The sequence below is a fragment of the Pseudomonas sp. MH9.3 genome, assembly GCF_034354675.1.
Classification (GTDB): Bacteria; Pseudomonadota; Gammaproteobacteria; order Pseudomonadales; family Pseudomonadaceae; genus Aquipseudomonas.
In genome coordinates this window covers 4,380,224-4,407,219 of sequence record NZ_CP133785.1, presented here as the reverse complement: position 1 = coordinate 4,407,219, position 26,996 = coordinate 4,380,224, and the positions used below count along the sequence as shown (strand labels likewise).

Sequence of the window (26,996 nt, the reverse complement as noted above, 5' to 3'; positions counted from 1 at the left end):
CCATGCCACAAGGCTTGTGTAGGCTGCGCGGACGTTAGTCACGCAGCCGATAATTGTTAACTTATAACACTTTGTGCGTTATCGTTGCTCGCCGCACCCTGCGGCGAGCACACCCCAGGAAGACTGATCGACCGATGAACAAGTACCTAGCGTCCGGCCTGTGCCTGCTCGCCTTGCACAACAGCGCCCAGGCCCTGACCCTGCCCGCCAGCCCCGTCACCGCGCCCGCCGTGGATGACGAACGGGTCGACCTGAACACCCCGACCACCGCTGGCTCGCGCCTTAACCTCAGCGCCCTGCAAACCCCGGGCAGCGTCGAAAGCCAGACCGGCACGCAGATTCGCCAGCGTGGCGATGCCAGTGTGCAGGACGCCATCTCCCGTGCCACCGGCATCAGCCGCACCGGCTCGCCGGGCGACGGCGGCACCTCGTTGTCGGCGCGCGGCTTTACCGGCCAGGGTTCGGTGATGCAGTTGTACGACGGCAACCGCATGTACATGGGCATGGGCACTTCGACCTTCCCGGTGGACACCTGGTCGGTGGAGCGCGTCGACGTGCTGCGCGGCCCGGCTTCGGTGCTGTACGGCGAAGGCGCCACCGGCGCGGTGATCAACACGGTGCCGAAAAAACCGTTCGAAGGCGAAATCGAAAACCACGTGCGCCTCGGCTACGGCTCCTACGACCGCCAGCAGCAAGCCCTCGACAGCGGCGGCTCGCTGAGCGACACCTTGAGCTACCGCCTGAACCTCAATCGCCTGCGCAGCAACGGTTTCATCGACCGTGGCGATTCGGCCAGCGACTTCGTCAGCGGCGCCCTGCGCTGGCAAGCGGCGGACACCCTGAGCTTCACCCTCGCCAGCGACTACGGCGACCAGCAACCGCAAAACTACTTCGGCACCCCCTTGATCAACGGCCAGTTGCACAAGGGCCTGCGCGACAAGAACTACAACGTCAGCAACGACACCCAACACTACAACGACCAGTGGACGCGCCTGACCAGCGAGTGGCAGATCAACGACAGCGTCAGCGCCACCAACGAGTTGTTCTACCTGAAAAACCAGCGCCGCTGGCAGAACGCCGAGAACTACAACTTCACCAACGGCCAACTCACCCGCAGCGGTAACTTCGGCATCAAGCACAATCAGCAACAGGTGGGTGATCGCCAGACCTTCACTTTCAAGCACACGCTGTTCGGTCTCGACAGCCAGACCGTGACCGGCATTGAGTACAACCGCATCCGCTTTCGCCTGGCCAGCAACTCGCCGTTTGACGACACCTTTGCCAACGGCCAGCCCATCGACGTGAACCACCCGCAACCGGGGCCGTTTGCCAGCGCCGATCCGTTCGAACCGCTGTTCGCCACCACCACCAAAACCGTCGCAGGTTTTGCCGAAAACCGCCTGCAGCTCACCGACCAGCTCGCACTGGTTACCGGCATTCGCCGCGACTACGCCCATGTCGATCGCGATGATTTGCGCGATGGCAGCCAAACAAGCAGAACGCTGACCGGCAACAACTGGAAGGCCGGGCTGGTGTATGCGATCACGCCGGACACCTCGCTCTATGGCCAGTACGCCACCAGCACCGACGGCGTCGGCGGCCTGATCTCGCTGAGCCCGGGCCAGCAGCAGTTCGACCTGTCCACGGCCAGACAAAGCGAAATCGGCATCAAGCAGGCGTTCTGGAGCGGACGCGGCGACTGGACCCTGGCGGCCTACCACATTGTGAAAAAGAAGCTGCTGACCGACGTTCCGGGCAACCCGAACCTCAAGCAGCAAGTCGGCCAGCAATCCTCCAGTGGCCTGGAAGCCAGCCTCGACCTGCAACTGCCCAATGCCTGGCAGCTGCAAGCCAACGCCGCCCTCGTGCGTGCGCAGTACGACGACTTCCAGCAGGACGTCGGCGGTGTGCAGGTATCGCGCGACGGCAACCGCCCAGTGGACGTGCCGCGCCGTACCGCCAACCTGTGGCTGAGCAAGGCCGTGAGCGATAGCATCCGCGCCGGTGCCGGCGTGCGGTATGTCGACGCGCGCTATGCCGACATGGCCAATCAGAACGAGCTGCCGAGCTACACCGTGGTGGACGCCAGCGTGTCATGGAAGGCCCTGCGCAACACCACCCTGGGCCTGCAACTGAACAACCTGTTTGACCGCACCTACGCCGTCAGCCAGTACAACGACGGCCAACAGTGGATCCTAGGCGAGCCGCGCTCGCTGTTCGTCACGGCGGACTACACCTTCTGACCGGCATTACACACAGCCCCCTCCCACCTTTAGCCCCTGCACTGCACCTGAGAAAATTGATGACCGCACTGAGCCTCACCCACCTCACCTGGACCCCACGGGACCACGGCAGCTGTCATCACCAGTTCCACCTGTGTGACGCCAGCCTGCACGTCGCCGCCGGTGAATTCGTGGGGCTGATAGGCCCCAATGGCAGCGGCAAGACCAGCCTGCTGCGCTGCGCTTACCGCTTCTGCAAACCGGACCAGGGCGACGTACTGCTGCAACATCAGAACGTGTGGAAGCAAAGCGCCAAATGGTGCGCGCAACGCATCGCCGTGGTGCTGCAGGAGTTCCCCGATGCCTTCGGCCTGCGCGTGGATGAAGTGGTCGCCATGGGCCGTACGCCCCACAAGGGCCTGTTCGATGGCGACACCGTGCACGACCGGCAGTTGGTGTGCAACATGCTCGAATCAGTTGGCATGCAAGGCTTCGAAGACCACGCTTTCGCCACCCTCTCAGGCGGCGAAAAGCAGCGTGTGATCCTCGCCCGCGCCCTGGCCCAGGAGCCGCACCTGCTGATCCTCGACGAGCCGACCAACCACCTCGACCCGCGTTACCAACTGGAGCTGCTGCGCCTGGTCAAGCGCCTGCACATCGGCACACTGGCCAGCATCCACGACCTCAACCTGGCCGCCGCGTTCTGTGATCGCCTGTATGTGATCGACCACGGCCGCATCATCGCCAGCGGCACGCCCCATGAAGTCCTCACTGCCGAACTGCTGCACGACGTGTTTGGCGTGCAGGCACTGATCGACACTCACCCCTTGTCCGGCTACCCCCGAATCACCTGGATAACTCAACCATGATGCTGCGCTCACTGCTGTCTCTCGCCCTGCTGTTCGGCACCGCCCAGGCGTTCGCCGAGGCCACCCATTACCCGGTGACCATCAAGAGCTGCAACCGCAACGTGACCTTCCAGGAAGCGCCGCAACACGCAGTCAGCCATGACATCAACATGACCCAGATGATGCTCGCCCTGGGCCTCAAGTCGCGCATGGCCGGCTACAGCGGCGTCACTGGCTGGAAGTCGGTCACCCCTGAAATGGCCGCGATCCTCGACGGCCTGCCGGAACTGGCGAGCAAGTACCCGTCGGTGGAAACCCTGCTCAACGCCAACGTGGATTTCTTCTTCGCCGGCTGGGACTACGGCATGCGCGTGGGCGGCGACCTCACGCCCGCCACCCTGCAACCCCTGGGCATCAACGTGTATGAGCTGACCGAGTCCTGCGCGTTCGTGATGAAGCGCAAGGCCGCGAGCCTGGACGACACTTACAACGACCTGCGCAACCTGGGCAAGATCTTCGACGTGCAGGACCGCGCCAATGTGCTGATCGCGCAGATGCAGGCGCAAGTCGCCGAGGTGCAAAAAGACCTGCCGGCCGACAAGCCCCGCGTGTTCCTCTACGACAGTGGCGAAGACCGCGCCATGACCTCCGGGCGCCTGGGCATGCCGCAGGCGCTGATCGCTGCCGCTGGCGGGCGCAATATCCTCGACGACATTGACGCCAGCTGGACCCGCGTCAACTGGGAAACCGTGGTGGAGCGCAACCCGCAGGTGATCGTGATCGTCGACTACAGCGAAATCACTGCCGACCAAAAGGAACAATTCCTGCTCAACAACCCCGCGCTGCAAGGGGTGGACGCGATCAAAAACCAGCGCTTTATCGTGATCCCTTATGTGCAGGCCACGCCGGGCATCGACAACGTGCAGGCGGTGGAAACCCTGGCCAAGGGGTTCCACGGCGAATGATCAGTCGTCGCTACGCCCTGTTGCTCGCCGCCCTCGGTGCGCTGTTGCTGGTGTCCTGCGTGATCTCCCTGGGTTTTGGCCCGGCGCGGGTGCCGGTGGACGTGGTGTGGCGCATCCTGCTGCACAAGGCCTTTGGATTCGGCGAGGTGAACTGGCCGGCCGGGCAGGCGCATATTGTCTGGCTGATCCGCGTGCCGCGCATGCTGCTGGGGGCGCTGGTGGGTGCCGGCCTGGCGCTGATCGGCGCGGTGTTGCAGGCGGTCACGCGCAACCCGCTGGCCGACCCGCACCTGCTCGGCGTCACGTCCGGCGCCACCCTCGGCGCGGTGATCGTGGTGCTGCATGTGGGTGAAATCATCGGTTTGCTGACCCTGCCCATCGCCGCATTCATCGGCGCGCTGGCGAGCATGCTGGTGGTGCTGGCGGTGGCCAGTCGCAATGGCCGGCTGGAGAGTGATCGCCTGTTGCTGTGCGGCGTGGCGGTATCGTTCGTGATGATGGCCGCCGCCAACCTGCTGCTGTTCATGGGCGACCATCGCGCGGCGTCGGCGGTGATGTTCTGGATGCTCGGCGGCCTCGGTTTGGCGCGCTGGGAATTACTGACGATCCCCGCCGTCACGGTACTGCTGGGCTTGCTGATTCTGCTGGGCATGGCCCGACCGCTCAACGCATTGATGGCCGGCGAACAGACCGCCGTGACCCTGGGCCTCAACGCGCGCACGGTGCGCCTGAAGGTGTTTCTGGTGGCCTCGCTGATGACTGGCGTGCTGGTGGCCATCAGCGGCTCCATCGGCTTCGTCGGGCTGATGGTGCCGCATATCGCGCGGCGCCTGGTCGGCGCCGAGCATCGTCGTCTGCTGCCGGTGTGCGCGCTGCTGGGCAGCTTGTTCCTGGTGTGGGTCGACGTGGCCGCACGCACCCTGATCGCCCCCGAAGACCTGCCTATTGGCGTGGCCACGGCGGCGATTGGCGGGTTGTTTTTCATCGGGTTGATGCGCAAGCGCTAACGGCTCACAGTTCGTCCTTGTCCGGGACGAAACTGCCATTCACATCCTTGAAATCCGCCTCCACCTTGCCCTGCAGCCTCCAGAAGCGTCCCGGGTGAATCACTTGCAACTCGCCAATGCCTGCCAGCTCGATGACAACCCTGGAAGGGGCTGGTGCATCGGCTGAGTAGCCCTCGTCTTTCGACCACTTGGCGGCAGTGTCGAATAGCGTGGCCTCTTCATTGCTGAACCGCGGCATGTAGCTCAACAACGCACCATCGCGCACCGATAGATAGACTCGGTTTACAGGCAGCCCCTTGCGTTTCAACTCATGAAGGTAGAACCCCAGCTCACGCCAGGAGACGAAGTACTGTCTGTACTCACTTTCACCGACCGCTTCAGGCTGGTCGAGCCCCGCATGAAACACCAGGTGAGCAGCATTCAACTGGTAACCCTGAGGCAACTGCGGCAGCGGGAACGCAAGGGAGGGGCTCGGTCCGCCCGCAAAGCGCGCCTGAGGAAACAATCGCTCGGCCACTGCCGAGGGAAAACCGTCGTCGGGCTGCGCAAGCACTGGCAGGTAGCAAAGACCGTCCTGGCTCGCCAGTTGAGCACCCAGATACTGTTCGCCGCTGAATGTCCCCGCCCGTCCATGGATATAGTGCGCGGCATCTTCGGCATGGGAATGAATCGGTCCCAGCACCAAACGGCTGTCGCGCGGGTCTGCAACGGCTCGTGTATGGCCCAGTTGCCAGTCGTCGCCGACCACGCCAAGCCCTGGCCAATTTGCGCTGGAGCGGAGCACCCGCAGCTCCCCGGCCGACGCCATGCGGCGAATATAATCACGCGGACTCAACAACCCCAGCCTTAAAAAGAGCAGGTCATTGGGCTTGATAAACTGCCTGTCCTGTATCACGAACTTGAGCAACGCACCGTCCGCACAGGAGATATAGAGCGGCAGGGCCGCGCGCGACGCGGTGGCATGCAGAAGCGCAAGCGCACTTTTCAAATCAGCAGGCGAGAACAGCCCCAGGTACCGGCTGGCCCCCGCCACCGACGACCCCGCCGGATGAAAGTCAGCGTGCTGCGGCACGCAAAAATACAGCCCGGCCATTTCATAGCGGTAGGGGTAACCGACGTCGCTGAACACCCGGCGATGAGCAAACCTGGCGCCCCTGTCGGCCACCGGCAACGTCGCGGTGAAGTTGCCGTTTTTCATGGACTTGAGCAGGTAACCGAAACTCAGTTCGGCACGCGTCGTCACTTGCTGGTGTACACACAGTGCGGCGTCGTCCGGTTGGGCGCAGATCGCGCTACAGGACGGATCAGTTTGAGCCATGGGGTAGCCCCGATCGGTACTGGCGGCCGAAGCGAACGGGAGCCACCAGTTCGATACCTGGCCCGGCTCACCCCACATCCGGCTGCCCACCACCACCACCACCTGCAATGGGTAGGTCCCGGCGACTAGTTTCACATACTCCAAAGGCGTCAACTCGCCGGAGCGAAGCTTGCGCTCAAGCTCTCCATGCAGCCAATCGTGGCGGCCTTGCGGGTGCAATACCACATTTTGACGGCTGATCAGCCTGGAGCGAGGTGTTATCAGCAGGCTGATCAATGATCCGTCCGCCCCCAATGAATAGTGATGCATGTGATCGGCTACGGCGGCCATGGCCTGGGCCAGGACCCGCGTGGAAAACATGGCGCTGTAGATCACTGCCTGCTCGGCTGTCAGCAGGAACGGCATGTGCCTCGCAGGTTTTGAGTGATACAGCGCAACCACCGAGGTGAGAACAGGATGAAGCCCCAGGTCGGCCAACCTGTCAGGAAAAATCTGCTTGATATCGAACACTTCATTGAGCACCACAACCGGCTCGGTGGCCAGGAACCAGCCATCGTCGCGTCGCAGGATCGCACCGCCGTAGCAAACGCGCGCTGTCACCGGCACACGCCGACGCACATACCGCGCAGCATCGTCCATCGACAGGAAAGCGGGGCTCAAGCGGCGACGCTGAATATGCGCGTAGGGCTGCCACTGCCCCGTTACCTTGCCCAGGCGGTCCCAGCAATGACTGTAGCGGATGACCTGCAGGTCACCCGAATTGGCCACCTTGTGGACAAACTCCGGTGCAGAGAGGGTACCGCTATCCAGCTTGGCCTGGACCGTCTCAAACGTATCGCCTTCGCTTTGCGCTTCAAACAAGGCGCTGGTAGAGGGTGAGCGATAGCGTAGCAATACACCTTCGGGCGGTGCGATATACAACGAAGGCTGCCGGGTCGACGGCGACTGGGCGTTACGTAACTGGGTAATCGCAATACTCAAATCCTGCGGCGCGATAAAAAAACGTTCCAGCCATTTCGTCTTGCCTTCATTCGACCATTGCTGGGAGTAGTACACACCACAGCAACCAAAACCTTCAGGCACCGGGTTTGCGGATACGTCCGCGAGGGACAGCAGCGGTGTCTTGCGCGTGGTCGCCACGAGCTCGCTGGCGAGGTACTCCTGTTTTTCTTCGTGCTTGAAAATAAAGGCGAAGTACTGATCGGCATAGCGCTGCTGCTCCCGCTCAGGCCGACGATGGTAGACATCCAGCGCGGCCGCATCCGCCGTTTCGAATAGCCCACCGTAACTCAGCTCGACCGGGCGCTGAAACTCCAGCACGCGAACAAAAGGCCCCCAGTCCACTGCCACTTTCTCGGCCGGCCCCCACAGCGCCGTGCCGGTCATGACCCGCAAGGTGCCCCCCTCGGCAAGGGAGCGGACCACGTCGGCTGGCTTGATCTTGCCGTCTTCGAGTTGCCTGGCGATGGGGCTCATCCCGCCGGCTGCATCGGCTTGCCACTGCTGCCGCCAATTGCCTGGGGCGGGACCTGGCTGGAAGCTGATCAAGCTGTCCTGTGTCCCTGACAAATACCCCGGCAACCCGGACTGAACAATCGCCTCGACCTCCTGATCGGTGAACATTTGCCCATACAGTTCGGCTTCCTGGTGCGTCCACTTGAGCCGGGCACTATTGGCCGTCTCCATCGTCGACAGTCCTGGACAGGCGCCGTAGCGCCCTTTCAAGCGATGGCCTGCATGCAGAATAATCATTTTCCCCAACCGGCCCTTTGGGTACCAGCCGTCATGCAGCAATCCCCGCACAGGCGTCTCAACAGGTTCTGTGACCACAAAGCGACCGTCACTGCGTTGCAAAACGAGCCCGCCGGACATCTTGTCCCGACGCCCGCCGATACTGGCGTGAGCGTAGCGAACCGCATCGTCGGCCGTCAGAAAACGGCGACTGAGCCCCGGCAACGGAAAATCGGCGTAGGGCTCCCACGTCTCCTCGACCACACCGAGGCGGTCCCACAGCGCACTGGTCTTCTGCACCGACAATTCACCTGCCTGCGCCACCTGGCGCACGAACGCTCGAGTCAACAAGGTGCCGGCCTTGAGTTTGGCCTGGTGCCCGTTGTCATTGACTGTGCCGTCGCTGCCCGTGTCGAACAGCTTCGACTCGGCGGCCGAACCAGAGAAGCGGTAGTACAGGATCGCCTCATCACGTAGCCGGATGAACAGCGAAGCACCGAGGTTTGATTGCACGCTGCGGGCAAAATGTCGGTAGTGGGCGATGTGCCGGGCCAGCTGCATCGGGCTGATGAAGTTTTTGTACAGCCAGTCTTCCAGTTCAGGGTAATTGCCCGGCAACGGTCGCGCCTGCACGTAGAAGCCGCGTACGTAGCAGCCGGCAGGGAGCGGCGGCAGTGGATCGAACAGCGGCTCGACCGCGACGGGTTCGCTGGCGATGTAACGCTCCGAGAGCGTCTGCTGCAGGATCACCACCTGTTGTTGCAACGCGGGCTGGCGCTGAATGCGCTGTTGAGCGTAGTTCAGCGCCAGGTCCTGCGAGGGAAACACCGGCCCGCAGGGCAAGGTCAGCGGTTCGCTGGCGAACGGTCTGAGCGGTTGCCAATCCTGCGGCACCTCGCCGACGGAGCCGCCCCATGACGGGCTGGATACCAGGAACGTCAATTTGCCCACACTGGCGAGCTTTTTGAACGCGCCTTCCAGGGTCCCATCGGGCGCGTCAGGTGAGGTCCAGGGACCCTGCGTCTTCAACCAATTCACATGGCCTTCGGCAGCCTTGACGTCGTGCACCTGATACTTGAGCAAGGCGCCGTCCGGGCCAGACAAATAGGCCAGCCTGAATCGCGCGCGCTCGGTGAAGTTGAAAATGATATCCGGCTCGGAATAGAAACTGAGAAACGCCTTGACCTGCGGCATCGACCACGACGGGTTCAATTGACTGGTGGACTGAACGATGTCCGGGTGGGAATGCAGGCTGGCCACGATCCGGTAGCCGGTCGGGTCAATGAAGTCTGCGGTGGGTCCGGAGCGATCCAGCAGTTGGGTCCAGTCAAACGTGCTGGCGCGGCCAACAACAGGTTGCGAGGCGACAAACAGATCATCGGACAGCCGCTGCAGGATCACGCTGCCGTACTCGTGCTCGGCGGTGCGCGGGATACGCTCGTGCACGTAGCGTGCAGCATCATCGGCGCTGAGAAAAGCGGGGGTCAGGGTGCCGAGAGTGGCGCGCTTTTCCCGGGAGAGGGGTGCATCCATGACATAAACCTCGAAACGCAATATGGATAAGCGTTTCATCCTCTCCCTTCGCCAACGCCGCGGGCGCTACATAGTTGCTCTCGCTGACACTGTGCGGTTCGTACCCCACGGTGTCCTGCTGCAAACCTGGCTTGAACATAGCTAACGCGCGTCATTTTGGCGCTTGGCAGCGCACCATCAATTGCGCCTGCCCGCTTGTGGTGCGCCATCGCGCCAGGCCCCCTGGCGAAACGACCGACAGGTGCTCTTTTCCGACTAGGCACACCCCTTGCAATGCCTCCTGCATCTGCCCTTACAACACCAACAGGTTCTCGGAGATCGCACCATGAAGCGTCGCAGCTTGATCAAGGCTTTCACTCTTTCCGCCTCCATCGTCGCCATGGGCCTGACCTGGACCGCACAGGCCGCAGAGACCATCAAGGTCGGCATCCTGCATTCGTTGTCCGGCACGATGGCGATCTCCGAAACGTCCCTTAAAGACATGGCGCTGATGACCATCGACGAGATCAACGCCAAGGGTGGTGTGAACGGCAAGATGCTTGAGCCGGTGGTCGTGGACCCGGCGTCGAACTGGCCGCTGTTCGCCGAAAAGGGCCGTCAGTTGCTGACCCAGGACAAGGTCGCCGTGGTGTTCGGTTGCTGGACCTCGGTGTCGCGCAAATCGGTATTGCCGGTGTTCGAAGAGCTCAACGGCCTGCTGTTCTACCCGGTGCAATACGAAGGTGAAGAGATGTCGCCAAACGTGTTCTACACCGGTGCGGCGCCCAACCAGCAGGCGATCCCGGCAGTGGAATACCTGATGAGCGAAGAAGGCGGCAGCGCCAAGCGCTTCTTCCTGCTGGGCACCGACTACGTCTACCCGCGCACCACCAACAAGATTCTGCGTTCGTTCCTGCACTCCAAAGGCGTGGCGGACAAGGACATCGAAGAGGTCTACACCCCATTCGGCCACGCCGATTACCAGACCATCGTCGCCAACATCAAGAAATTCTCCGCCGGCGGCAAAACCGCCGTGATCTCCACCGTCAACGGCGACTCCAACGTGCCGTTCTACAAAGAGCTGGCCAACCAGGGCCTGAAAGCCACCGACGTGCCGGTGGTGGCGTTCTCGGTGGGCGAAGAGGAACTGCGCGGCATCGACACCAAGCCGCTGGTGGGCAACCTCGCCGCCTGGAACTACTTCCAGTCGGTGGAGAACCCGGTGAACAAGAAATTCGTCGCCGACTGGAAAGCCTACGCCAAGAAACACAACCTGCCGGGCGCCGACAAAGCGGTGACCAACGACCCGATGGAAGCCACCTACGTGGGCATCCACATGTGGGCGCAGGCAGCGGAAAAAGCCAAGTCCACCGACGTCGACAAAGTGCGTGAAGCCCTGGCCGGCCAGACCTTCGCCGCGCCGTCCGGCTTCACCCTGACCATGGACAAGACCAACCACCACCTGCACAAGCCAGTGATGATCGGCGAGATCCAGGCCGACGGGCAGTTCCAGGTGGTGTGGCAGACCGAAGAGCCGATCCGTGCCCAGCCGTGGAGCCCTTACATTCCGGGCAATGACAAGAAGCCGGACTATGCGGTGAAGAGCAACTAAAGCCGCACCACAGGTTAAAAATGTGGGAGGGGGCTTGCCCCCGATGGCGGTGCATCAGTGACAGAAGTTTCACCTGACACTCCGCTATCGGGGGCAAGCCCCCTCCCACACTGTCCACGCATGATCAGGACATTTGTTTATGCCCACTGCCCTCACACGCTATCTCCTGACGCTGCTGCTATTGCTGCCCTTCGCCGCACACGCCGGCGACGCCGAAGACTTCCTTGCCGCCAACCCGGCGCAGCAAGCCAAATTGCTGCAGGACTGGGCCGCCCAGCCTGACCCGGCGCGCATCGAGCTGGTGGACGCCCTGCAACAAGGCCAGCTCACACTCAACGGCGAAACCAAAACCGTACGCCTGAACAATCGCCTGCGCAGCCTGATCGATAACGTACAGGCCAGCCAGCAACTGCTTGCCGCCGATCCCAAAGTACGCCTGGCGGCCGCCCGCACCCTGCAAAAAAGCGCCGTGCCTGCACAACTCAAATTGCTCGACCAGCAGGTCGCCGCCGAGACCGACGAGGGCGTGCACACTGCCCTCAGCCTGGCCCTGGCCAACCTGCAACTGGTCGACAGCGACCCGCTGGTGCGCCTGGCCGCCGTGCGCCTGCTCGGCGGCACCGGCGATCCGCTGGCCCGCACTCGCCTCGAGGCGCTGCTGGCGCCCGGCGTGGAAACCGATGCCGCCGTGCACACCGCCGCCGAGACCAGCCTGGCCCAGGTCAAACGCAAGCTGATGTTTGGCGAGATCCTCGGCCAGGCGTTCAGCGGCATGTCCCTGGGCTCGATCCTGCTGCTGGCCGCGCTGGGCCTGGCGATCACTTTCGGCCTGCTCGGGGTGATCAACATGGCCCACGGCGAAATGCTGATGCTCGGCGCCTACTCCACCTATGTGGTGCAACTGCTGATGCAGCGCTACGTGCCCGCCGCCATCGAGTTTTACCCGCTGATCGCACTGCCGGTGGCGTTCTTCGTGACTGCCTGCATCGGCATGGCGCTGGAACGCACGGTGATTCGTCACCTCTATGGCCGCCCACTGGAAACCCTGCTCGCCACCTGGGGCATCAGCCTGATGCTGATCCAACTGGTGCGCCTGGTGTTCGGCGCGCAGAACGTCGAAGTGGCCAACCCCGCGTGGCTGTCCGGTGGCATTCAAGTGCTGCCCAACCTGGTGCTGCCGTACAACCGCATGGTGATCATCGCCTTCGCGCTGTTCGTGGTGGTGCTGACCTGGCTGCTGCTGAACAAGACGCGCCTGGGCCTCAACGTGCGCGCCGTCACCCAGAACCGCAACATGGCCGCCTGCTGCGGCGTACCCACCGGGCGCGTGGACATGCTCGCCTTTGGCCTCGGCTCCGGCATCGCAGGCCTGGGCGGCGTGGCGCTGAGCCAGATCGGCAACGTCGGCCCGGACCTGGGCCAGAGCTACATCATCGACTCGTTCCTGGTGGTGGTGTTGGGCGGCGTCGGCCAGTTGGCCGGTAGCGTCATGGCCGCGTTCGGGCTGGGCATCGCCAACAAGATTCTGGAGCCGCAGATCGGCGCGGTGCTCGGCAAGATCCTGATCCTCGCGCTGATCATTCTGTTTATCCAGAAACGTCCGCAGGGACTCTTCGCACTGAAAGGACGGGTGATCGACTGATGAACCAGCCATTGATGCTCACGGCCACGCAAAAGGCCGGCCCCAAGGTGACGATTGCGGTGGGCGTGGTGATCCTCGCGGTGCTGCTGGCCCTGCCGCTGCTGTCATTGTTGCCGCCGGAAAACGCCTTTCATGTTTCCGCCTACACCCTGACGCTGGTGGGCAAGATCCTTTGCTATGCGATTGTCGCCCTCGCCCTGGACCTGGTGTGGGGCTATGCAGGGATGCTGTCCCTCGGCCATGGCCTGTTCTTCGCCCTCGGCGGTTATGCCATGGGCATGTACCTGATGCGCCAGGCGTCCGGCGATGAGCTGCCGGCGTTCATGACCTTTTTGTCGTGGACGGAATTGCCCTGGTACTGGGCCGGCACCGACCACTTCCTCTGGGCCCTGTGCCTGGTGGTGCTCGCTCCCGGGCTGCTCGCTCTGGTGTTCGGCTTTTTCGCGTTTCGCTCGCGGATCAAAGGCGTGTATTTCTCGATCATGACCCAGGCGCTGACCTTCGCCGGCATGCTGCTGTTCTTTCGCAACGAGACCGGCTTTGGCGGCAATAACGGCTTCACCAATTTCCGCAGCATCCTCGGGTTCGGCATCACCGAGCCCGGCACCCGCGCGGCGCTGTTCATCGCCACCGTTCTGCTGCTGATCGCCAGCCTGTACATCGGCTGGCGCCTGGCGCAAAGCAAGTTCGGCCGGGTACTCACCGCCCTGCGCGATGCCGAGAACCGCCTGATGTTCTGCGGCTACGACCCGCGCGGTTTCAAGCTCTTCGTGTGGGTGCTGAGCGCGGTGTTGTGCGGCCTGGCCGGGGCCTTGTATGTGCCGCAGGTGGGCATTATCAACCCCAGCGAAATGTCGCCGACCAACTCGATCGAAGCCGCCGTGTGGGTGGCACTGGGCGGACGCGGCACGCTGATCGGGCCGCTGCTCGGCGCCGGCGTGGTCAATGGCATGAAGAGCTGGTTCACCGTGGCCTTCCCGGAATACTGGCTGTTCTTTCTTGGCGCGCTGTTCATCATCGTCACCCTGTACCTGCCCAAGGGCGTGATCGGGCTGCTGAAAAAATGAGGAACGTCATGCTGGAACCTATCTTCGATGCGGGCAGCGGCCGCGATGCCATCGGCCTCGGCCAGGCCGCAGGCAAGGGCCTCAATACGCGCCACGGCACGATCCTGACCCTGGAAGACATCAGCGTCAGTTTCGATGGTTTCAAGGCGCTCAACGACCTGAACCTGTACATCGGCGTCGGCGAACTGCGTTGCATTATCGGCCCCAACGGCGCAGGCAAGACCACGCTGATGGACGTGATCACCGGCAAGACCCGCCCCAGCCACGGCAAGGCCTGGTTCGGCGAAACCCTGGACCTGACCAGCATGAGCGAAGTGCAGATTGCCCAGGCCGGCATCGGTCGCAAGTTCCAGAAGCCCACGGTGTTCGAAGCGCTCAGCGTGTTCGAAAACCTGGAGCTGGCGCAGAAGACCGACAAGTCGGTATGGGCCAGCCTGCGCGCGCGCCTGAGTGGCGAGCAGAAGGACCGCATTGAGGAAGTGCTCGAGACCATTCGCCTGACCGCCTCGGCGCAGCGCCCGGCCGGGTTGCTGTCCCACGGGCAAAAACAGTTTCTGGAAATCGGCATGCTGCTGATGCAGGACCCGCAACTGCTGCTGCTGGATGAACCGGTGGCAGGCATGACCGACGCCGAAACCGAGTTCACCGCCGAGCTGTTCAAGCGCCTGGCGGGCAAGCATTCGCTGATGGTGGTGGAGCACGACATGGGCTTTGTCGGTTCGATTGCCGATCACGTGACCGTGTTGCACCAGGGCAGCGTGCTGGCCGAAGGGTCGCTGGAACAGGTGCAGGAAAACGAGCGGGTGATCGAGGTTTACCTCGGTCGCTGAAAAGTGCGTGGTATGCACACCTGCTTGCCACAGAAGCCAGGCCCCCGCACGATTTGAGGAGTATTTGAACATGCTGCAAGTCGACAAGCTGCACCAGTACTATGGCGGTAGCCACATCCTGCGCGGGCTTTCGTTTGACGTGAAGATCGGCGAAGTCACCTGCCTGCTCGGACGCAACGGCGTGGGCAAGACCACCCTGCTCAAGTGCCTGATGGGCCTGCTGCCGGCCAGGGAAGGCGCAGTGAACTGGGAAGGCAAAGCCATCACCGGCTACAAGCCGCACCAGCGCGTGCACGCCGGCATTGCCTACGTGCCCCAGGGCCGGGAAATTTTCGCTCGATTGACGGTGGAGGAGAACCTGTTGATGGGGTTGTCGCGTTTTCCTGGCGCCGAGGCCAAGGAAGTGCCGGCGTTCATCTACGAGCTGTTCCCGGTGCTGCTGCAGATGAAACATCGACGCGGCGGCGACCTGTCCGGCGGGCAGCAACAGCAATTGGCAATCGGCCGCGCCCTGGCCAGCCGTCCGCGTCTGCTGATTCTTGATGAACCGACCGAAGGCATCCAGCCGTCAGTGATCAAGGAGATCGGCGCGGTGATCAGAAAACTCGCGGCGCGCGGCGACATGGCGATCCTGCTGGTGGAGCAGTTCTACGACTTTGCCGCCGAATTGGCCGACCAGTACCTGGTGATGTCGCGGGGTGAAATCGTGCAGCAGGGCCGTGGCGAAAATATGCAAAGCGAGGGTGTACGCGGCCTCGTAACCATCTAACCTGTGGCGTCCCGACACTAAGCCAGAAACCATGAACCTGCCCGTTTCCCCTGCCCTGTTCACCCCCAGCTGGCACGCCGCGCTGGACCTCGGCTACGCGCGTTTCGGCGATACCACGCGCCCGGTGATGCGCCGGCACAGCGGCCCGCTGCGCGTGCAAAAGCACCTCTACGCCGAAGGCCCCGAGGTGTGCCAGCACATCATCGTGCACCCGCCCGGCGGCATTGCCGGCGGTGATCGGCTGGATATCCGCGCCCACGTTGGCGAAGGGGCGTGGGCACAATTGACCAGCCCCGGCGCCGCCAAGTGGTACCGCGCCAGTGGTCCGGCGTATCAACAGCTCGAACTGACCGTGGAGGCCGGCGCCACGCTGGAGTGGCTGCCCCAGGAAACCATCGTGTTCAGCGCCGCCCAGGCCGAGTTGACCACACGCATTGAGCTGCAGGGCGATGCACGGTTGCTCTACTGGGACGTGGTCGCCCTCGGGCGCCCGGCCAGCGACGAGCGCTTTGACCTGGGCCACTTCCAGTCGCACCTGGATATCCGCCGCGACGGCCAGTTGCTCTGGCATGAGCGCCAGCGCATTGTGGGCGCCGATGGCCTGCTCGACTCACCCATCGGCCTGGACGGGCAACCGGTGTTCGCCACCCTGCTGCTCACCGGCGACATCGATCCTGACTTACTTGAAGCCTGCCGCGCCCTGCCCCATGCGGTGCGCGGCGACCTGACCCAACTGCCCGGGCTGCTGGTGGCCCGCTGCCTGGCCAGTGAAGCGCTGCAGGCGCGGGCCTGGTTGATTGATTTATGGCGTTTGCTGCGCCCGGCGGTGCTGGGACGGGAAGCGGTAGCACCGAGAATCTGGAGCACATGAAGATCAACACTGTGGGAGCAAGCCCCCTCCCACAGGGATCTCCAGTGTTTTTATGAATGTAGTCTGAAGGACCTTGAACCATGGATCTGACCCCACGGGAAAAAGACAAACTGCTGATCTTCACCGCCGGCCTGGTTGCCGAGCGCCGCCTGGCACGCGGGGTGAAGCTCAACTACCCGGAAACCATCGCCTACATTTCCGCTGCGCTGATGGAAGGCGCGCGCGATGGCCGCACCGTCGCCGACCTGATGCACTACGGCACCACCCTGCTCAGCCGCGAACAGGTGATGGAAGGCATCCCGGAGATGATTCCGGATATCCAGGTGGAAGCCACCTTCCCGGACGGCACCAAGCTGGTCACCGTCCACCAGCCCATCGCGTGAGAGGCCGGCCATGATTCGTGACGCCATTGAAAGCGACCTGTCGGCGATCTGCGCCATCTACAACGATGCGGTGCTCAACACCACGGCGATCTGGAACGAGCAACCGGTGGATCTGGCCAACCGCCAGGCCTGGTTCCAGGCGCGACAGGCCCTGGGCTATCCGATTCTGGTGTCGATCGAAAACGACGAGGTCACCGGCTACGCCTCGTTTGGCGACTGGCGGCCCTTCGAAGGCTTTCGCTACAGCGTCGAACACTCGGTGTACGTGCGCAACGACCAGCGCGGCAAAGGCCTGGGCCCACGGTTGATGGAAACCCTGATCGAACGCGCGCGCACCTGCGGCAAGTACGTGATGGTCGCGGCCATCGAAAGCGGCAACCTGGCCTCGATCCGCCTGCACGAACGCCTGGGGTTCGTCACCACCGGGCAGATGCCGCAAGTGGGCATCAAGTTCGGCCGCTGGCTGGACCTGACCTTCATGCAACTGGCCTTGAACCCGGGCGCCGAACCGCCCAAGGAGTGACATCGATGAGTACTGCGCAACTGCGTCGAGTCAATGCTGAAAGTTTTGCCCACTACCGCCTGGGGTTGATCGATCTGTTGCTGGACGCGGTACAGCATGGCGCCTCGGTCGGCTTCATGGCCGACTTCGACGAGGCCCAGGCCCGCGCCTACCTGACCGGCGTACAAGCCAGCATCGAAGACCAGAGCCTGCTGCTGTGGGTAGTGGTGCGCGACGAGCAGGTGATCGCCAGCGTGCAATTGGCGCTGTGCCAGAAAGCCAACGGGCGCAACCGCGCCGAAGTACAAAAGCTGCTGGTACACAGCAGCGCGCGCCGCCATGGCCTGGGCCAGCAGTTGATGAACACGCTGGAACTCGCCGCGCGCCAGCACCGGCGCGGCCTCTTGTATCTGGACACCGAGGCCGGCTCCGGCGCGGAAGCTTTCTACCAATCGCTGCACTACACCAAAGTCGGTGAACTGCCCGACTACTGCCAAAGCCCGGACGGGCGCTACAGCCCGACCGCCATCTACTTCAAGACCCTGGGGCAACCTGCATGATTCCTGGTGAATATCAGATCCAGCCTGGCGAGATCGAACTGAATGTCGGCCGCCGCACCGTCACCCTGAGCGTGGCCAACAGCGGCGACCGGCCGATTCAGGTGGGCTCGCACTATCACTTTTTCGAGACCAACGACGCGCTGACCTTCGACCGCGCGGCAAGCCGGGGCATGCGCCTGAATATTCCGGCGGGCACGGCGGTGCGCTTTGAGCCGGGGCAGAGTCGCGACATCGAGTTGGTGGACTTGAGCGGTGGGCGGCGGGTGTTCGGGTTTGCCGGCCGAATCATGGGTGATCTTTAGGGCCTCATCGGGAGCAAGCCCCCTCCCACAGTTGAAATACGTTCCCTGTGGGAGGGGGCTTGCTCCCGATAGCGGTTTCACATTCAACACATTTTTTCAGGGTTCACACACATGAAAATCAGCCGCCAAGCCTACGCCGACATGTACGGCCCCACCGTCGGTGACAAGGTCCGCCTGGCCGACACCGAGCTGTTCGTCGAAGTGGAACAGGACTTCACCGTCTACGGCGAAGAGGTCAAATTCGGCGGCGGCAAGGTGATCCGCGACGGCCAGGGCCAGAGCCAGCTGCTCGCCCACGAAGTGGTCGACACGTTGATCACCAACGCGCTGATCATCGACCACTGGGGCATCGTCAAGGCCGATGTGGGCCTCAAGAATGGCCGCATCCACGCTATCGGCAAAGCCGGCAACCCGGACATTCAACCCGGCGTGACCATGGCCATCGGCGCCAGCACCGAAGTGATCGCCGGCGAAGGCATGATCCTCACCGCCGGCGGCATCGACAGCCACGTGCATTTCATCTGCCCGCAGCAGATCGAAGAGGCGCTGACCAGCGGCGTCACCACCATGATCGGCGGCGGCACCGGGCCGGCTACCGGCACCAACGCCACCACTTGCACCTCCGGCCCCTGGCACCTGGCGCGCATGCTCCAGGCCAGCGATTCGTTCCCGATGAACATCGGCTTCACCGGCAAGGGCAACGCCAGCCTGCCCGAACCGTTGATCGAACAGGTCAAGGCCGGCGCCATCGGTTTGAAGCTGCATGAAGACTGGGGCACCACACCGGCCAGCATCGACAACTGCCTGAGCGTGGCCGACCAATACGACGTGCAGGTGGCGATTCACAGCGACACCCTCAACGAGTCCGGCTTCGTCGAAACCACCCTGGCCGCGCTCAAGGGCCGCACCATTCACACCTACCACACCGAAGGGGCCGGTGGCGGCCACGCGCCGGACATCATCAAGGCCTGCGGTTTCCCCAACGTGCTGCCCAGCTCCACCAACCCGACGCGACCGTTCACGCGCAACACCATCGACGAACACCTGGACATGCTGATGGTCTGCCATCACCTCGACCCGAGCATTGCCGAAGACGTGGCCTTCGCCGAAAGCCGCATCCGCCGCGAGACCATCGCCGCCGAAGACATCCTGCACGACCTCGGCGCGTTCTCGATGATCAGCTCCGACAGCCAGGCCATGGGCCGGGTCGGCGAGGTGATCACACGCACCTGGCAGACCGCCGACAAGATGAAAAAACAGCGCGGCCCGCTGCCCGGCGACGGCCCCGGCAACGACAACTTCCGCGCCAAGCGCTACATCGCCAAGTACACCATCAACCCGGCGATCACCCACGGCGTGAGCCATATTGTCGGTTCGATTGAAGTGGGCAAGTGGGCCGATCTGGTGCTGTGGCGTCCGGCGTTTTTCGGTATCAAGCCGACGCTGATTCTCAAGGGCGGCGCGATTGCCTCAAGCCTGATGGGCGACGCCAACGCGTCGATTCCCACGCCGCAGCCGGTGCACTATCGCCCGATGTTCGCAAGCTTTGGCAGTTCGCTGCACGCCACCAGCCTGACCTTTATCAGCCAGGCGGCGCAGGACGCCGGATTGCCCGAGGCCCTGGGCTTGAAAAAGCAGATTGCGGTGGTCAAGGGCTGCCGTGACGTGCAGAAAACCGACCTGATCCACAACGATTACCTGCCGGACATCGAAGTGGACCCGCAGACGTATCAGGTCAAGGCGGACGGCGTGCTGCTGTGGTGCGAGCCGGCCGAGGTGCTGCCGATGGCGCAGCGGTATTTCCTGTTCTGACTCGGCCTTGGCGACCCTGAATACCAGGCGGTGTTCAGGGCCGATGCCTCACGCAAATTTGTTCTTGATCATGTTTTCGGTGTAACCGTAATCCATCCGCAGTTCCACACCTGCCGGGATATCTTGCGTGGCAAACATCGTATTCAACCGATAGGTCGTTCTCTTGCCTGGCGCGCTGGTGGCGTGCTCGGCTTCCACCTGGAACGGCACGCACTCTACGTTGTACCCGCCGGTGGCCTGGCGTACCGGCGTGCCTTGAGCATCGTATTCGAAGTTCGTGTTGATCCTGGAGGTGATGGTGTCGCCGATGATAAAGATCGGATCGGCGCGAAACGCGCCGGCGTCCGGGAGCATTTTATAGGCAACGACCATGCCGAACGTGCTCTCCGAGCGCACCGACATGTCGTAGGGGATCACCACCCCGCCGTACAGGCCGATGATTTCGCCCTTGGCGATCCGCCGGTTGGCCACCACCATGGACTGCCCGATCAAGGCTTTTTCTCCGGGCACTTTCACGTCATCGGCGGTGAACGTGCGCCATTGCAGTTTCTCTTCATACAAGGCCGCCACGCGCTCATACCCTTCAAAGCGGATGTAGGGTTTGATCTGGGTCGAGGCATAGGTCGTCCCGGCGTCCATCCGGGCCTCTCGCTCCAGGCTGCGGATACGAATCGGCCGACCTTGCAGGTCCCTGAGAGGATACTTGCCGTTGTTGGCCCGGTTGTATCGCCCCAGCACGTTCTTCTGAGCCGAAAAGTGCACGGCCTGACGCATGAAGGCGAGTTCGTCAGCGCTGTAGGGCGTGACCGGCATGGACTCCGACGCAGACTCGTACTCGTCCTCGGAAACGCCCCCGCCTTTGAGGCCCCTGCGCTTCCACACCCCCGCCGCATCCGGCTTGGCGATGATGCCGCTGTTGGCCAGTTCATAAGGGTTGTCCGAGCGCTGCACGCGCAACAGATAATGCTGCCCATCCCCGGCGTCCGGCAGGCTTGCGATGAAATACTGTTTGCCCTCGAATTCGATGGCCTGGGCGTTCGAAAACTGCAAGGTGAGCTGACTGAACACCGGTTCGTTCAAGGTTTGAAGCGGCTCCCTGGGGAGCAGGTGCGCGGCGATCTCCTGGCGGGTCAGGGTGTCGATCAGCGCGGCATCATCAATCGCCAGTTGGGCTTGCAGCGCCCTGGCCTGCGTGTCGTAGGCCGCTTCGGCCAGGGTGCCGTCAGAAAACCTGTCGTGCAAAGCCGCCATCCGGTCCTGATACGGTTTGCTCTGTGCCTCGAACCGGGGCCGATATTTCTGCGTCACGTAGTCCTGCCAGAATTCCCGGGCCAGCAAGGCCTGGAACATCTGCGCCGAATTATCCAGTGCCACAACGCGGGTGTAGGCAGCGTCCAGCATGGCCGGGGTTACGTTGCCCAACTGGGTGAACTTGACGTCCAGGGGTTGCCCAGGCAGTTGCAGGCGGTCCTTGAGGCCGTAGCGATAGGCCAACCTGATTTCAACCTCCTCCAATAGCGCCAGGCGCGTGTATTTTTCGGCCGCCGTCAACGCCGGGTCGGCATTGATCGTGGCGCGACGTTGATCAATATCGCGCAGGGCAATCCGCTCAACCTCGTCCAGGCGCAGCAATCCCCTGGACAAGCTCGACAGCGCCACGCCCTGGGTCGCGTCCAACGCCTGGAGCCGGGCCTTGTCGACCAGCGACATGACTTCCAGGTTACTGAACGACAACGCCGCCCGGTCGCAGCATGCCGCCCTGCCCGCCCACTCGAACATTTGCGCGCGCAGGCTTTCCGACTGGGTGGAGTTGGCCGTGATGGAATCGATCACCGCCCAGACGCGGCGCTGCAGGTCTTCCTGCCCGTCGACAGTGGTTTGCAGGTCCCGGAGCATGTCGAAGAACCCTTGCGAGCCGGTCTGCCCACGCAGGCCTTGCCACTGGATCTGGCGGGCGGCCGCCTCGGTTTCGGACAGGCCGACGGCCCAACGCCGAAAGACCGCATCGTTGCCCCCACCCCACGCCACTCGCCCCGTGCTGCGCGGCGCTGTAGCGACCAGCCGGTTCGGGCGCTCCGGCGAAGCCAGGCCCGCGCGTTCAAGCCGCTCGCCGTAAGCGCGCGTGGCCTGCAAGGTCGCGTCGGTCCAGGGGTTGTCGCTCGCATCCGTCACGTTGTTGACCTGCGCGGTGGTTGCCAGTTGTTCGTCGGAGGGCGCGATGATCGAGGCGGGAATGGTCGTCAGCCGGTTGCCTGAAAGGTTTATCCCTTCGAGCAAGGGTTGCTCAAGCAAACCCGCCGGCCAGGTCTCCAGACCGGTGTGCGCCAGGTTGAGGGAGCGCATATCGGTGATTTGAGTGAAGTCGGGGGTCAAGCCCAGGTCGTTGTAGCTCAGGTCCAGGGCGCGCAAGGTGACGCGCTCAGACAGAATGCCGGCCGCCTCGGGACTCAGGCGAATACTGTTGAATTGCAGGAACAAGCGCGTCAAGCCGTGCATTTGGCCCAGGGCTGGCGGTAGTTCTCGCAGGTGGTTGCCCGACAAATCCAGCCAGCGCACCCCGCGATAGCGCGAGAGAAAGCCCTCCGGGGAGGTGGTCAGGTTCATGTTGTTCAACTTGAGCGAGCCCACATGGCCAAGGTCCGCTTCCAGGTCAGGCAGGCTTGGCAGGTTCAGGCCGCTGAGGTCCAACTCCAGGCCAATTGGCGTGCCATCGGTGGCCAGCATCTGCGGGGTTTCCTTGCGCCAGCAGCGCAAAATGCGTTCCCGGGCTTCGTAGCGTCCACTGTGCACCGCCATAGTCATTTGCCATTGCTGCGGCCTGACATAACGCTGCTGCGCGCCCACACCCGAGAACGTCCAGGCGTCCAGTTGAGATTCGAGCAGATTGAACTCGCGCTCCAGCGCGATCAACTCGGTGCCTGCGCCGGTCCCCAGCTTCCAGATAAAGTCCCTGATCTGCTGGGCGCTGTAGTTCGGGTAGAGCCTGCGCATGATCGACTTGCCCGTGCCCATGCCGCTATCGAAAGCGTCGTGCAGTGCACCGGCGGCCAAGTCGGGACGGGACTCACCCAGACGCTTCCAGTAAGCATCGAAGACTCGCCAGTAGTCCCCGGGAAATGGGTTGCCGTCCAGCAACGTGACACGGTTGATCCTTGCCATGGTTTCGACCTGTTCAGGCGGCGGGTTCACGTGTGCCTCGGGAACCTGGCGCAGGTTATTGTTGCGCAGGTCCAGAAGTTCCAGCGAGGGCGACAAGCCGGTTGGCCACCGCTCCATCTGCGTAGCATTGAGCGTGACGCGCTTGAGCGCGGGCATCGTACTGAAATCGAGAGGTACGCCCAGCGGATTATGGCCCAGGTTGAGCGTTTCCAGGCTGGTGAGCGAGTTCAGCGCCGTCGCGCTTTGCGGGGTAAGGCGAATGTCATTGCCCTCCAGTTCCAGCGAGGTCAGGGCCTTCATGTCGGCGACGGCCAAAGGGACATCAGCCAGAGCACCGCTCACCTTCAAATGCTTGAGATGAGTGAAGTTTTTTAAAAACGTGTCGACACCGCCACCTGCGCCCACGTTATAGAGATCGAGCGTCTGGACATGGCTGAAGTCGCCGCTGATGGCCGGCAACTTTGCTGCTCGTGTGTTGAGGCTTAGATGCTCTGTCCTCCATCCCCGGCGCCAGCAATACAAAATATCCGAGGCCTCGCCAGTGATTAATGAAACCACAGAGGCAAAACCGCTGCCTGTGGGTTGCGGTGTATTTTCCTTGACCCAACGCTTCAACGTGCGCTCAAGCGTGTCCAGTTCAAGCTCGCGCCGAGCCAGGCTACTCGATACATCGCTACCCAGCGACTGAATGAATTCGGTGACCATCGCCTCACTGAACGTTGGAAACAGCCGGCGCACCCTCGCCTCGGGAGAACGCAGCACCTGCGCCGTCCTTGTGAGCAGTTGCCGGAAACCCGGGCCACCGCCGAGCAAGTGCAAACCACGATGGTAGGCCGGTTTGCGCACCGGATGTTTCAACAGGACCTGGCGCAGGGGCTCACGCGGCAACGGCGATTGCTGGATCGCTAGCTTGAGTTGCGAGGCATCGCTCAACCCCATCTGTCGCCACTGGGCAGGCGGCAATACCTCCCATGCCGCGCTGTAGAAATCCACGCCCAGCGGCGCTGAAAACAGTCCGTCGTCCTGCAATACCAACGCCTTGCCCAGCGGCGCGTCTGCGGCGCCGATGGCATCCAGCAGCGGCCCATCAGTCCGATAATGGCGCAGTTCCACACGCGTGCCGCTCGACCATCCTGGCACGGTTTGGAGCGTATGCAATGCCAGGCGATGGCTGTCGATCACGTTCAGCGTGTCCAGATGCAGCCCTTCGTAGGCGCGGGACACACGGGTTTCCTGTGCGCACCAGCGCATCTGCTCGGCGAGGGTGCCGGACAGCCGGCCGGTGGCGTGAAAGTGTTCCAGGGCAGCGGCGTCCAGGCCTTCGAGCATGTGCGCAGCCATTGGGGCGGAAAGCCCCGGGTAATCGGCCTGCACGCGTTGAACGTTGGGATCGCTTGAGCGGGTGGAAGCTGCGTAGCGCTCGTCCATCAGGTTACCTTTGAGCTCGCCGACCGTGCGGGCAATGAACCTGCGCAACAGGCGCGCGCGCACCGACAACGGATCTTGAGGGGTACCGGGTATTTCCAGCAGTGACGGGTCAACACCTTGCAAGGTGTAGAGCACCCCGTCGAGCAGTTGGCCGCTGTCGAGCTCGGCCTGGCTGATCGGCGCAATGCGACGTTCGGCGGACGCTGGAGCGACGCTTTCCCAGAGCACTTTGCCGCTTGGGTCGAGCACCCGCAGGGATGAGCTTTGCGGCAGCATGCCGCGCCGCTGCATGATGTCGAGCTGCAGCACCGGGTCTGCCTGTGCGTAGACCAGGGGATCGCTGCTGCTCATCTGCTCTACAAAGGTGCTGAGTTGCTGATGGATTTGGAAACGCTGGATCGTCTCGTCCAGCACCATCGGCAACGGCTCTTGGCTCATAAAGGTTTCGCGCAGGGTGGGCGCTTCGACGCCGCTGATGCGCACCTGATCCACGTAATGCTCCAGTCCAAGGCGCCGGTACAGCGTGTGCTCATCCCAGGTCAAGGGTTCTTCAACTTCATGGCTCCAGCCGCCCTGAGGGTGACGTGCGACTTTTGGCGTGTAGGCCTTGGGCCGCTTCGGGTGCTGGATGCGGTACTCGCCGGTCTGCGCGTCCGGGCTTACCTGATAGGACTTGCCCTCAATGGACAGCAACGTCTTGCCCTCGTGCACGTGCAGGCCAAGCGCATCGGGTTTGACGTCGGGTGCCGGTTTGATCGGTGACTCATAGGGTTCAAGGTCGGCCTTCCACAACATCCGCTTGCCCTTGGGCATCGTGACCGGTTTGTAGCGGTCCAGCACATTCACGTACTGGACATGGGGCAGCACTTTGGCGCCGCCAGCAAAGAACGCCGCATTCAGAGCCACCGAGGAAAAGTGTGCCCACATCTCGCGAACTTCGCCCTGCTCCGCCGCTTCGATGCCTTCGAAGACCTCACCGCACATTTGCGCAGCACCCACGGCCAGCATCACCGGGCCCAGCCCTGGCACAACGAAAGCCGCCAGGTTCAAGAAGCTGACCACCGCATCCAGATAGCTCTCCAGGCGTTCGTTGCGCGCCTTGATGTCTTCGTCGCCTGTCGGCACGGCAACCGCCCGGGCATCGCTGAGCGTCTTGTCGACAAACGCGTTGGCCTGGTGCGCCCACAGTGTTCCGGTAACGACCGCCTCGCCCAGGCTCAAGCGTTCCGAATCGGGCTGGTGCGGGAAGTCGAGGGACGCGGCGCTGTTATCGGCAGGTTGGTACAGTTTGTTGAATTGTTTAAAAAATGCCCCTTGGTCGCGCTTGGGTATAAAGCTGCTGAAAAAGCGCCGATAGGAAGCACTGTGCAGGCGCGTACGCAGGTCGGCCATGAAATCGGCGCTGGACGCATATTCCTTGAGGGGTTGCTGCGGGTCGTTGGGGATAAACACCAGCACCCGTTCACCACGGTCGCTGTGCAGGCGATCCGGGCCGATCAGAATGGGGCCGACCAGTCGGATATCGAAGACTTTCAAGGCGGCGAACGTCACCGGGCGGCCGTCCAGGTTGGCGCCGGGCGTGTCGGACAGTACACGCTTGAGCATGCGGTAGGCTTCGTCACTCACGCCTGAGTCGATTTCGCCGTTGCCTGGTACGCTGGCCACTTGCAGGTGCGCCATCTCAACGCTCACGGCCAGTTGTTGGCGGTAGTAATCCTGCAGGCGCTGCTGCACTTTATCGCGCTCGTACGTGACCGATGGGCGCAGCACGCTGTTGAGGTGCTCCAGATAACGCTCGCCCAGGTCAAGCGTGCGGCACAGTTTGGCGAAGGCATGCGGGGTGATGGGCACGGCCTGGCGCTGGAGTGCCTCGAACGATGGACTGGCCTCGCCATCAAACCCGCTGTAGCGGGTAATAATGTGGCAATCGTCGCAGGCTGCAGGGATTTCTTCGTCGGGTTCGAAGTTGGCCAGCGCCGCTTCCAGCAATGAAACACCACGGTAGCGGTAGCCAAGCGCGGGGTCGTCCTGGCGCTCAAGGGTGAATGCACCAAACAGGTCGGTACGCCCGGTTGCATAGGCGTACTTCCTGGCGAAGTAGACGTTCTTGACATCCAGATCGAGGTTGAAGGTGCGCTTGATCGCCGCTGTCAGGGCCTCTTCGGCGAAGGCCTGGATATCGGTGATGTCGCCCAGCGTCTGCTCAAGCGCATTGAGCGCCTCGCGGTAGCGGGTGTGGTTGGCCTCCAGCACGCGCCGGGCCTGGGGCAGTGCCGCCTGATACCAACTGGGTAACTGGTGCAGTTCGTGGCTGGCGAGTTCTTGCTGGCGCCGGGTGCTGGCTTGGTTGAACCAATCGGGTACTCGCGCCTTGAGAAAGTCGTAGTGCGCGCCGCGCAGGTCGACATTGAAGACGCCATGGGTGGGGAGTGTGACAAGCTGAGGTGACATAAAGG

Annotated in this window: 17 protein-coding genes; 15 read left to right on the top strand and 2 right to left on the bottom strand. The window is 62.8% G+C overall.

Annotated elements, in window-relative coordinates:
- Positions 1 to 134: 134 nt before the first annotated feature.
- From RHM60_RS19470 to RHM60_RS19455, 4 genes are read left to right on the top strand one after another with little or no spacing between them, the layout of a single operon-like run.
- The gene (locus RHM60_RS19470) at positions 135 to 2,243 is read left to right on the top strand and encodes a TonB-dependent receptor (protein ID WP_322212528.1); all 2,109 of its coding nucleotides are present in this window, start codon (positions 135 to 137) and stop codon (positions 2,241 to 2,243) included.
- 59 nt (positions 2,244 to 2,302) lie between these two features.
- Positions 2,303 to 3,091: an ABC transporter ATP-binding protein gene (locus tag RHM60_RS19465; protein WP_209988053.1), complete on the top strand. Its 789-nt coding sequence runs from the start codon at positions 2,303 to 2,305 to the stop codon at positions 3,089 to 3,091.
- The gene (locus tag RHM60_RS19460) at positions 3,088 to 4,035 is read left to right on the top strand and encodes an ABC transporter substrate-binding protein (protein ID WP_322212525.1); all 948 of its coding nucleotides are present in this window, start codon (positions 3,088 to 3,090) and stop codon (positions 4,033 to 4,035) included. Before RHM60_RS19465 ends, RHM60_RS19460 begins: the two co-directional genes overlap by 4 nt.
- The gene (locus tag RHM60_RS19455; protein ID WP_231422418.1) at positions 4,032 to 5,042 is read left to right on the top strand and encodes a FecCD family ABC transporter permease; all 1,011 of its coding nucleotides are present in this window, start codon (positions 4,032 to 4,034) and stop codon (positions 5,040 to 5,042) included. Before RHM60_RS19460 ends, RHM60_RS19455 begins: the two co-directional genes overlap by 4 nt.
- A gap of 4 nt (positions 5,043 to 5,046) precedes the next feature.
- On the opposite strand, the gene RHM60_RS19450 is transcribed toward RHM60_RS19455, so the two are convergent.
- Positions 5,047 to 9,663, bottom strand: coding sequence for a DUF4329 domain-containing protein (locus RHM60_RS19450; RefSeq protein ID WP_322212524.1), 4,617 nt, complete (start codon positions 9,661 to 9,663; stop codon positions 5,047 to 5,049).
- A gap of 286 nt (positions 9,664 to 9,949) precedes the next feature.
- Here RHM60_RS19450 and urtA point away from each other — a divergent pair, with 286 nt between their 5' ends.
- The 11 genes from urtA to ureC all read left to right on the top strand — a co-directional run bounded on the left by urtA (position 9,950) and on the right by ureC (position 19,953).
- On the top strand, positions 9,950 to 11,215 hold the full coding sequence (gene urtA / locus RHM60_RS19445) for an urea ABC transporter substrate-binding protein (RefSeq protein ID WP_209988044.1): 1,266 nt from the start codon (positions 9,950 to 9,952) through the stop codon (positions 11,213 to 11,215).
- Between the two features lie 139 nt (positions 11,216 to 11,354).
- Positions 11,355 to 12,857, top strand: coding sequence for an urea ABC transporter permease subunit UrtB (gene urtB / locus RHM60_RS19440; RefSeq protein WP_322212523.1), 1,503 nt, complete (start codon positions 11,355 to 11,357; stop codon positions 12,855 to 12,857).
- Positions 12,857 to 13,924, top strand: a complete 1,068-nt coding sequence (urtC, locus tag RHM60_RS19435; protein ID WP_322212522.1) for an urea ABC transporter permease subunit UrtC — start codon at positions 12,857 to 12,859, stop codon at positions 13,922 to 13,924. Before urtB ends, urtC begins: the two co-directional genes overlap by 1 nt.
- Positions 13,921 to 14,754, top strand: coding sequence for an urea ABC transporter ATP-binding protein UrtD (gene urtD / locus RHM60_RS19430; RefSeq protein WP_209988037.1), 834 nt, complete (start codon positions 13,921 to 13,923; stop codon positions 14,752 to 14,754). Before urtC ends, urtD begins: the two co-directional genes overlap by 4 nt.
- Positions 14,755 to 14,824: 70 nt before the next feature.
- Complete coding sequence (gene urtE, locus RHM60_RS19425; RefSeq protein ID WP_209988035.1) at positions 14,825 to 15,523, top strand: urea ABC transporter ATP-binding subunit UrtE; 699 nt, start codon at positions 14,825 to 14,827, stop codon at positions 15,521 to 15,523.
- Between the two features lie 31 nt (positions 15,524 to 15,554).
- Positions 15,555 to 16,394 (top strand): urease accessory protein UreD, encoded by an 840-nt coding sequence (locus tag RHM60_RS19420; protein ID WP_322212521.1) that lies wholly within the window; start codon positions 15,555 to 15,557, stop codon positions 16,392 to 16,394.
- Between the two features lie 80 nt (positions 16,395 to 16,474).
- Positions 16,475 to 16,777 (top strand): urease subunit gamma, encoded by a 303-nt coding sequence (gene ureA, locus RHM60_RS19415; RefSeq protein ID WP_003171437.1) that lies wholly within the window; start codon positions 16,475 to 16,477, stop codon positions 16,775 to 16,777.
- Positions 16,778 to 16,787: 10 nt separating this feature from the next.
- Entirely contained in the window at positions 16,788 to 17,300 is a 513-nt protein-coding gene (locus RHM60_RS19410; protein WP_209988033.1) for a GNAT family N-acetyltransferase, read from the top strand.
- A gap of 5 nt (positions 17,301 to 17,305) precedes the next feature.
- Positions 17,306 to 17,839, top strand: a complete 534-nt coding sequence (locus tag RHM60_RS19405; protein WP_322212519.1) for a GNAT family N-acetyltransferase — start codon at positions 17,306 to 17,308, stop codon at positions 17,837 to 17,839.
- Positions 17,836 to 18,141, top strand: coding sequence for an urease subunit beta (locus RHM60_RS19400; protein ID WP_003236142.1), 306 nt, complete (start codon positions 17,836 to 17,838; stop codon positions 18,139 to 18,141). Before RHM60_RS19405 ends, RHM60_RS19400 begins: the two co-directional genes overlap by 4 nt.
- A gap of 111 nt (positions 18,142 to 18,252) precedes the next feature.
- Positions 18,253 to 19,953 carry an urease subunit alpha gene (ureC, locus tag RHM60_RS19395; protein ID WP_209988027.1) on the top strand — a complete coding sequence of 567 codons (1,701 nt, stop codon included), beginning with the start codon at positions 18,253 to 18,255 and terminating at the stop codon, positions 19,951 to 19,953.
- 48 nt (positions 19,954 to 20,001) lie between these two features.
- Here the strand turns inward: ureC and RHM60_RS19390 are convergent, their stop codons facing one another.
- Positions 20,002 to 26,991 (bottom strand): NEL-type E3 ubiquitin ligase domain-containing protein, encoded by a 6,990-nt coding sequence (locus RHM60_RS19390; RefSeq protein ID WP_322212518.1) that lies wholly within the window; start codon positions 26,989 to 26,991, stop codon positions 20,002 to 20,004.
- Positions 26,992 to 26,996: the final 5 nt, after the last annotated feature.

Coding starts and splice junctions, on each gene's coding strand:
- RHM60_RS19460 (WP_322212525.1), top strand. CDS start 3,088: ATGATGCTGCGCTCACTGCTGTCTCTCGCCCTGCTGTTCGGCACCGCC.
- urtB (WP_322212523.1), top strand. CDS start 11,355: ATGCCCACTGCCCTCACACGCTATCTCCTGACGCTGCTGCTATTGCTG.
- urtC (WP_322212522.1), top strand. CDS start 12,857: ATGAACCAGCCATTGATGCTCACGGCCACGCAAAAGGCCGGCCCCAAG.
- ureA (WP_003171437.1), top strand. CDS start 16,475: ATGGATCTGACCCCACGGGAAAAAGACAAACTGCTGATCTTCACCGCC.
- RHM60_RS19450 (WP_322212524.1), bottom strand. CDS start 9,663: ATGAAACGCTTATCCATATTGCGTTTCGAGGTTTATGTCATGGATGCA.
- RHM60_RS19400 (WP_003236142.1), top strand. CDS start 17,836: ATGATTCCTGGTGAATATCAGATCCAGCCTGGCGAGATCGAACTGAAT.
- RHM60_RS19470 (WP_322212528.1), top strand. CDS start 135: ATGAACAAGTACCTAGCGTCCGGCCTGTGCCTGCTCGCCTTGCACAAC.
- urtA (WP_209988044.1), top strand. CDS start 9,950: ATGAAGCGTCGCAGCTTGATCAAGGCTTTCACTCTTTCCGCCTCCATC.
- RHM60_RS19420 (WP_322212521.1), top strand. CDS start 15,555: ATGAACCTGCCCGTTTCCCCTGCCCTGTTCACCCCCAGCTGGCACGCC.
- RHM60_RS19405 (WP_322212519.1), top strand. CDS start 17,306: ATGAGTACTGCGCAACTGCGTCGAGTCAATGCTGAAAGTTTTGCCCAC.
- ureC (WP_209988027.1), top strand. CDS start 18,253: ATGAAAATCAGCCGCCAAGCCTACGCCGACATGTACGGCCCCACCGTC.
- urtD (WP_209988037.1), top strand. CDS start 13,921: ATGAGGAACGTCATGCTGGAACCTATCTTCGATGCGGGCAGCGGCCGC.
- RHM60_RS19455 (WP_231422418.1), top strand. CDS start 4,032: ATGATCAGTCGTCGCTACGCCCTGTTGCTCGCCGCCCTCGGTGCGCTG.
- urtE (WP_209988035.1), top strand. CDS start 14,825: ATGCTGCAAGTCGACAAGCTGCACCAGTACTATGGCGGTAGCCACATC.
- RHM60_RS19390 (WP_322212518.1), bottom strand. CDS start 26,991: ATGTCACCTCAGCTTGTCACACTCCCCACCCATGGCGTCTTCAATGTC.
- RHM60_RS19465 (WP_209988053.1), top strand. CDS start 2,303: ATGACCGCACTGAGCCTCACCCACCTCACCTGGACCCCACGGGACCAC.
- RHM60_RS19410 (WP_209988033.1), top strand. CDS start 16,788: ATGATTCGTGACGCCATTGAAAGCGACCTGTCGGCGATCTGCGCCATC.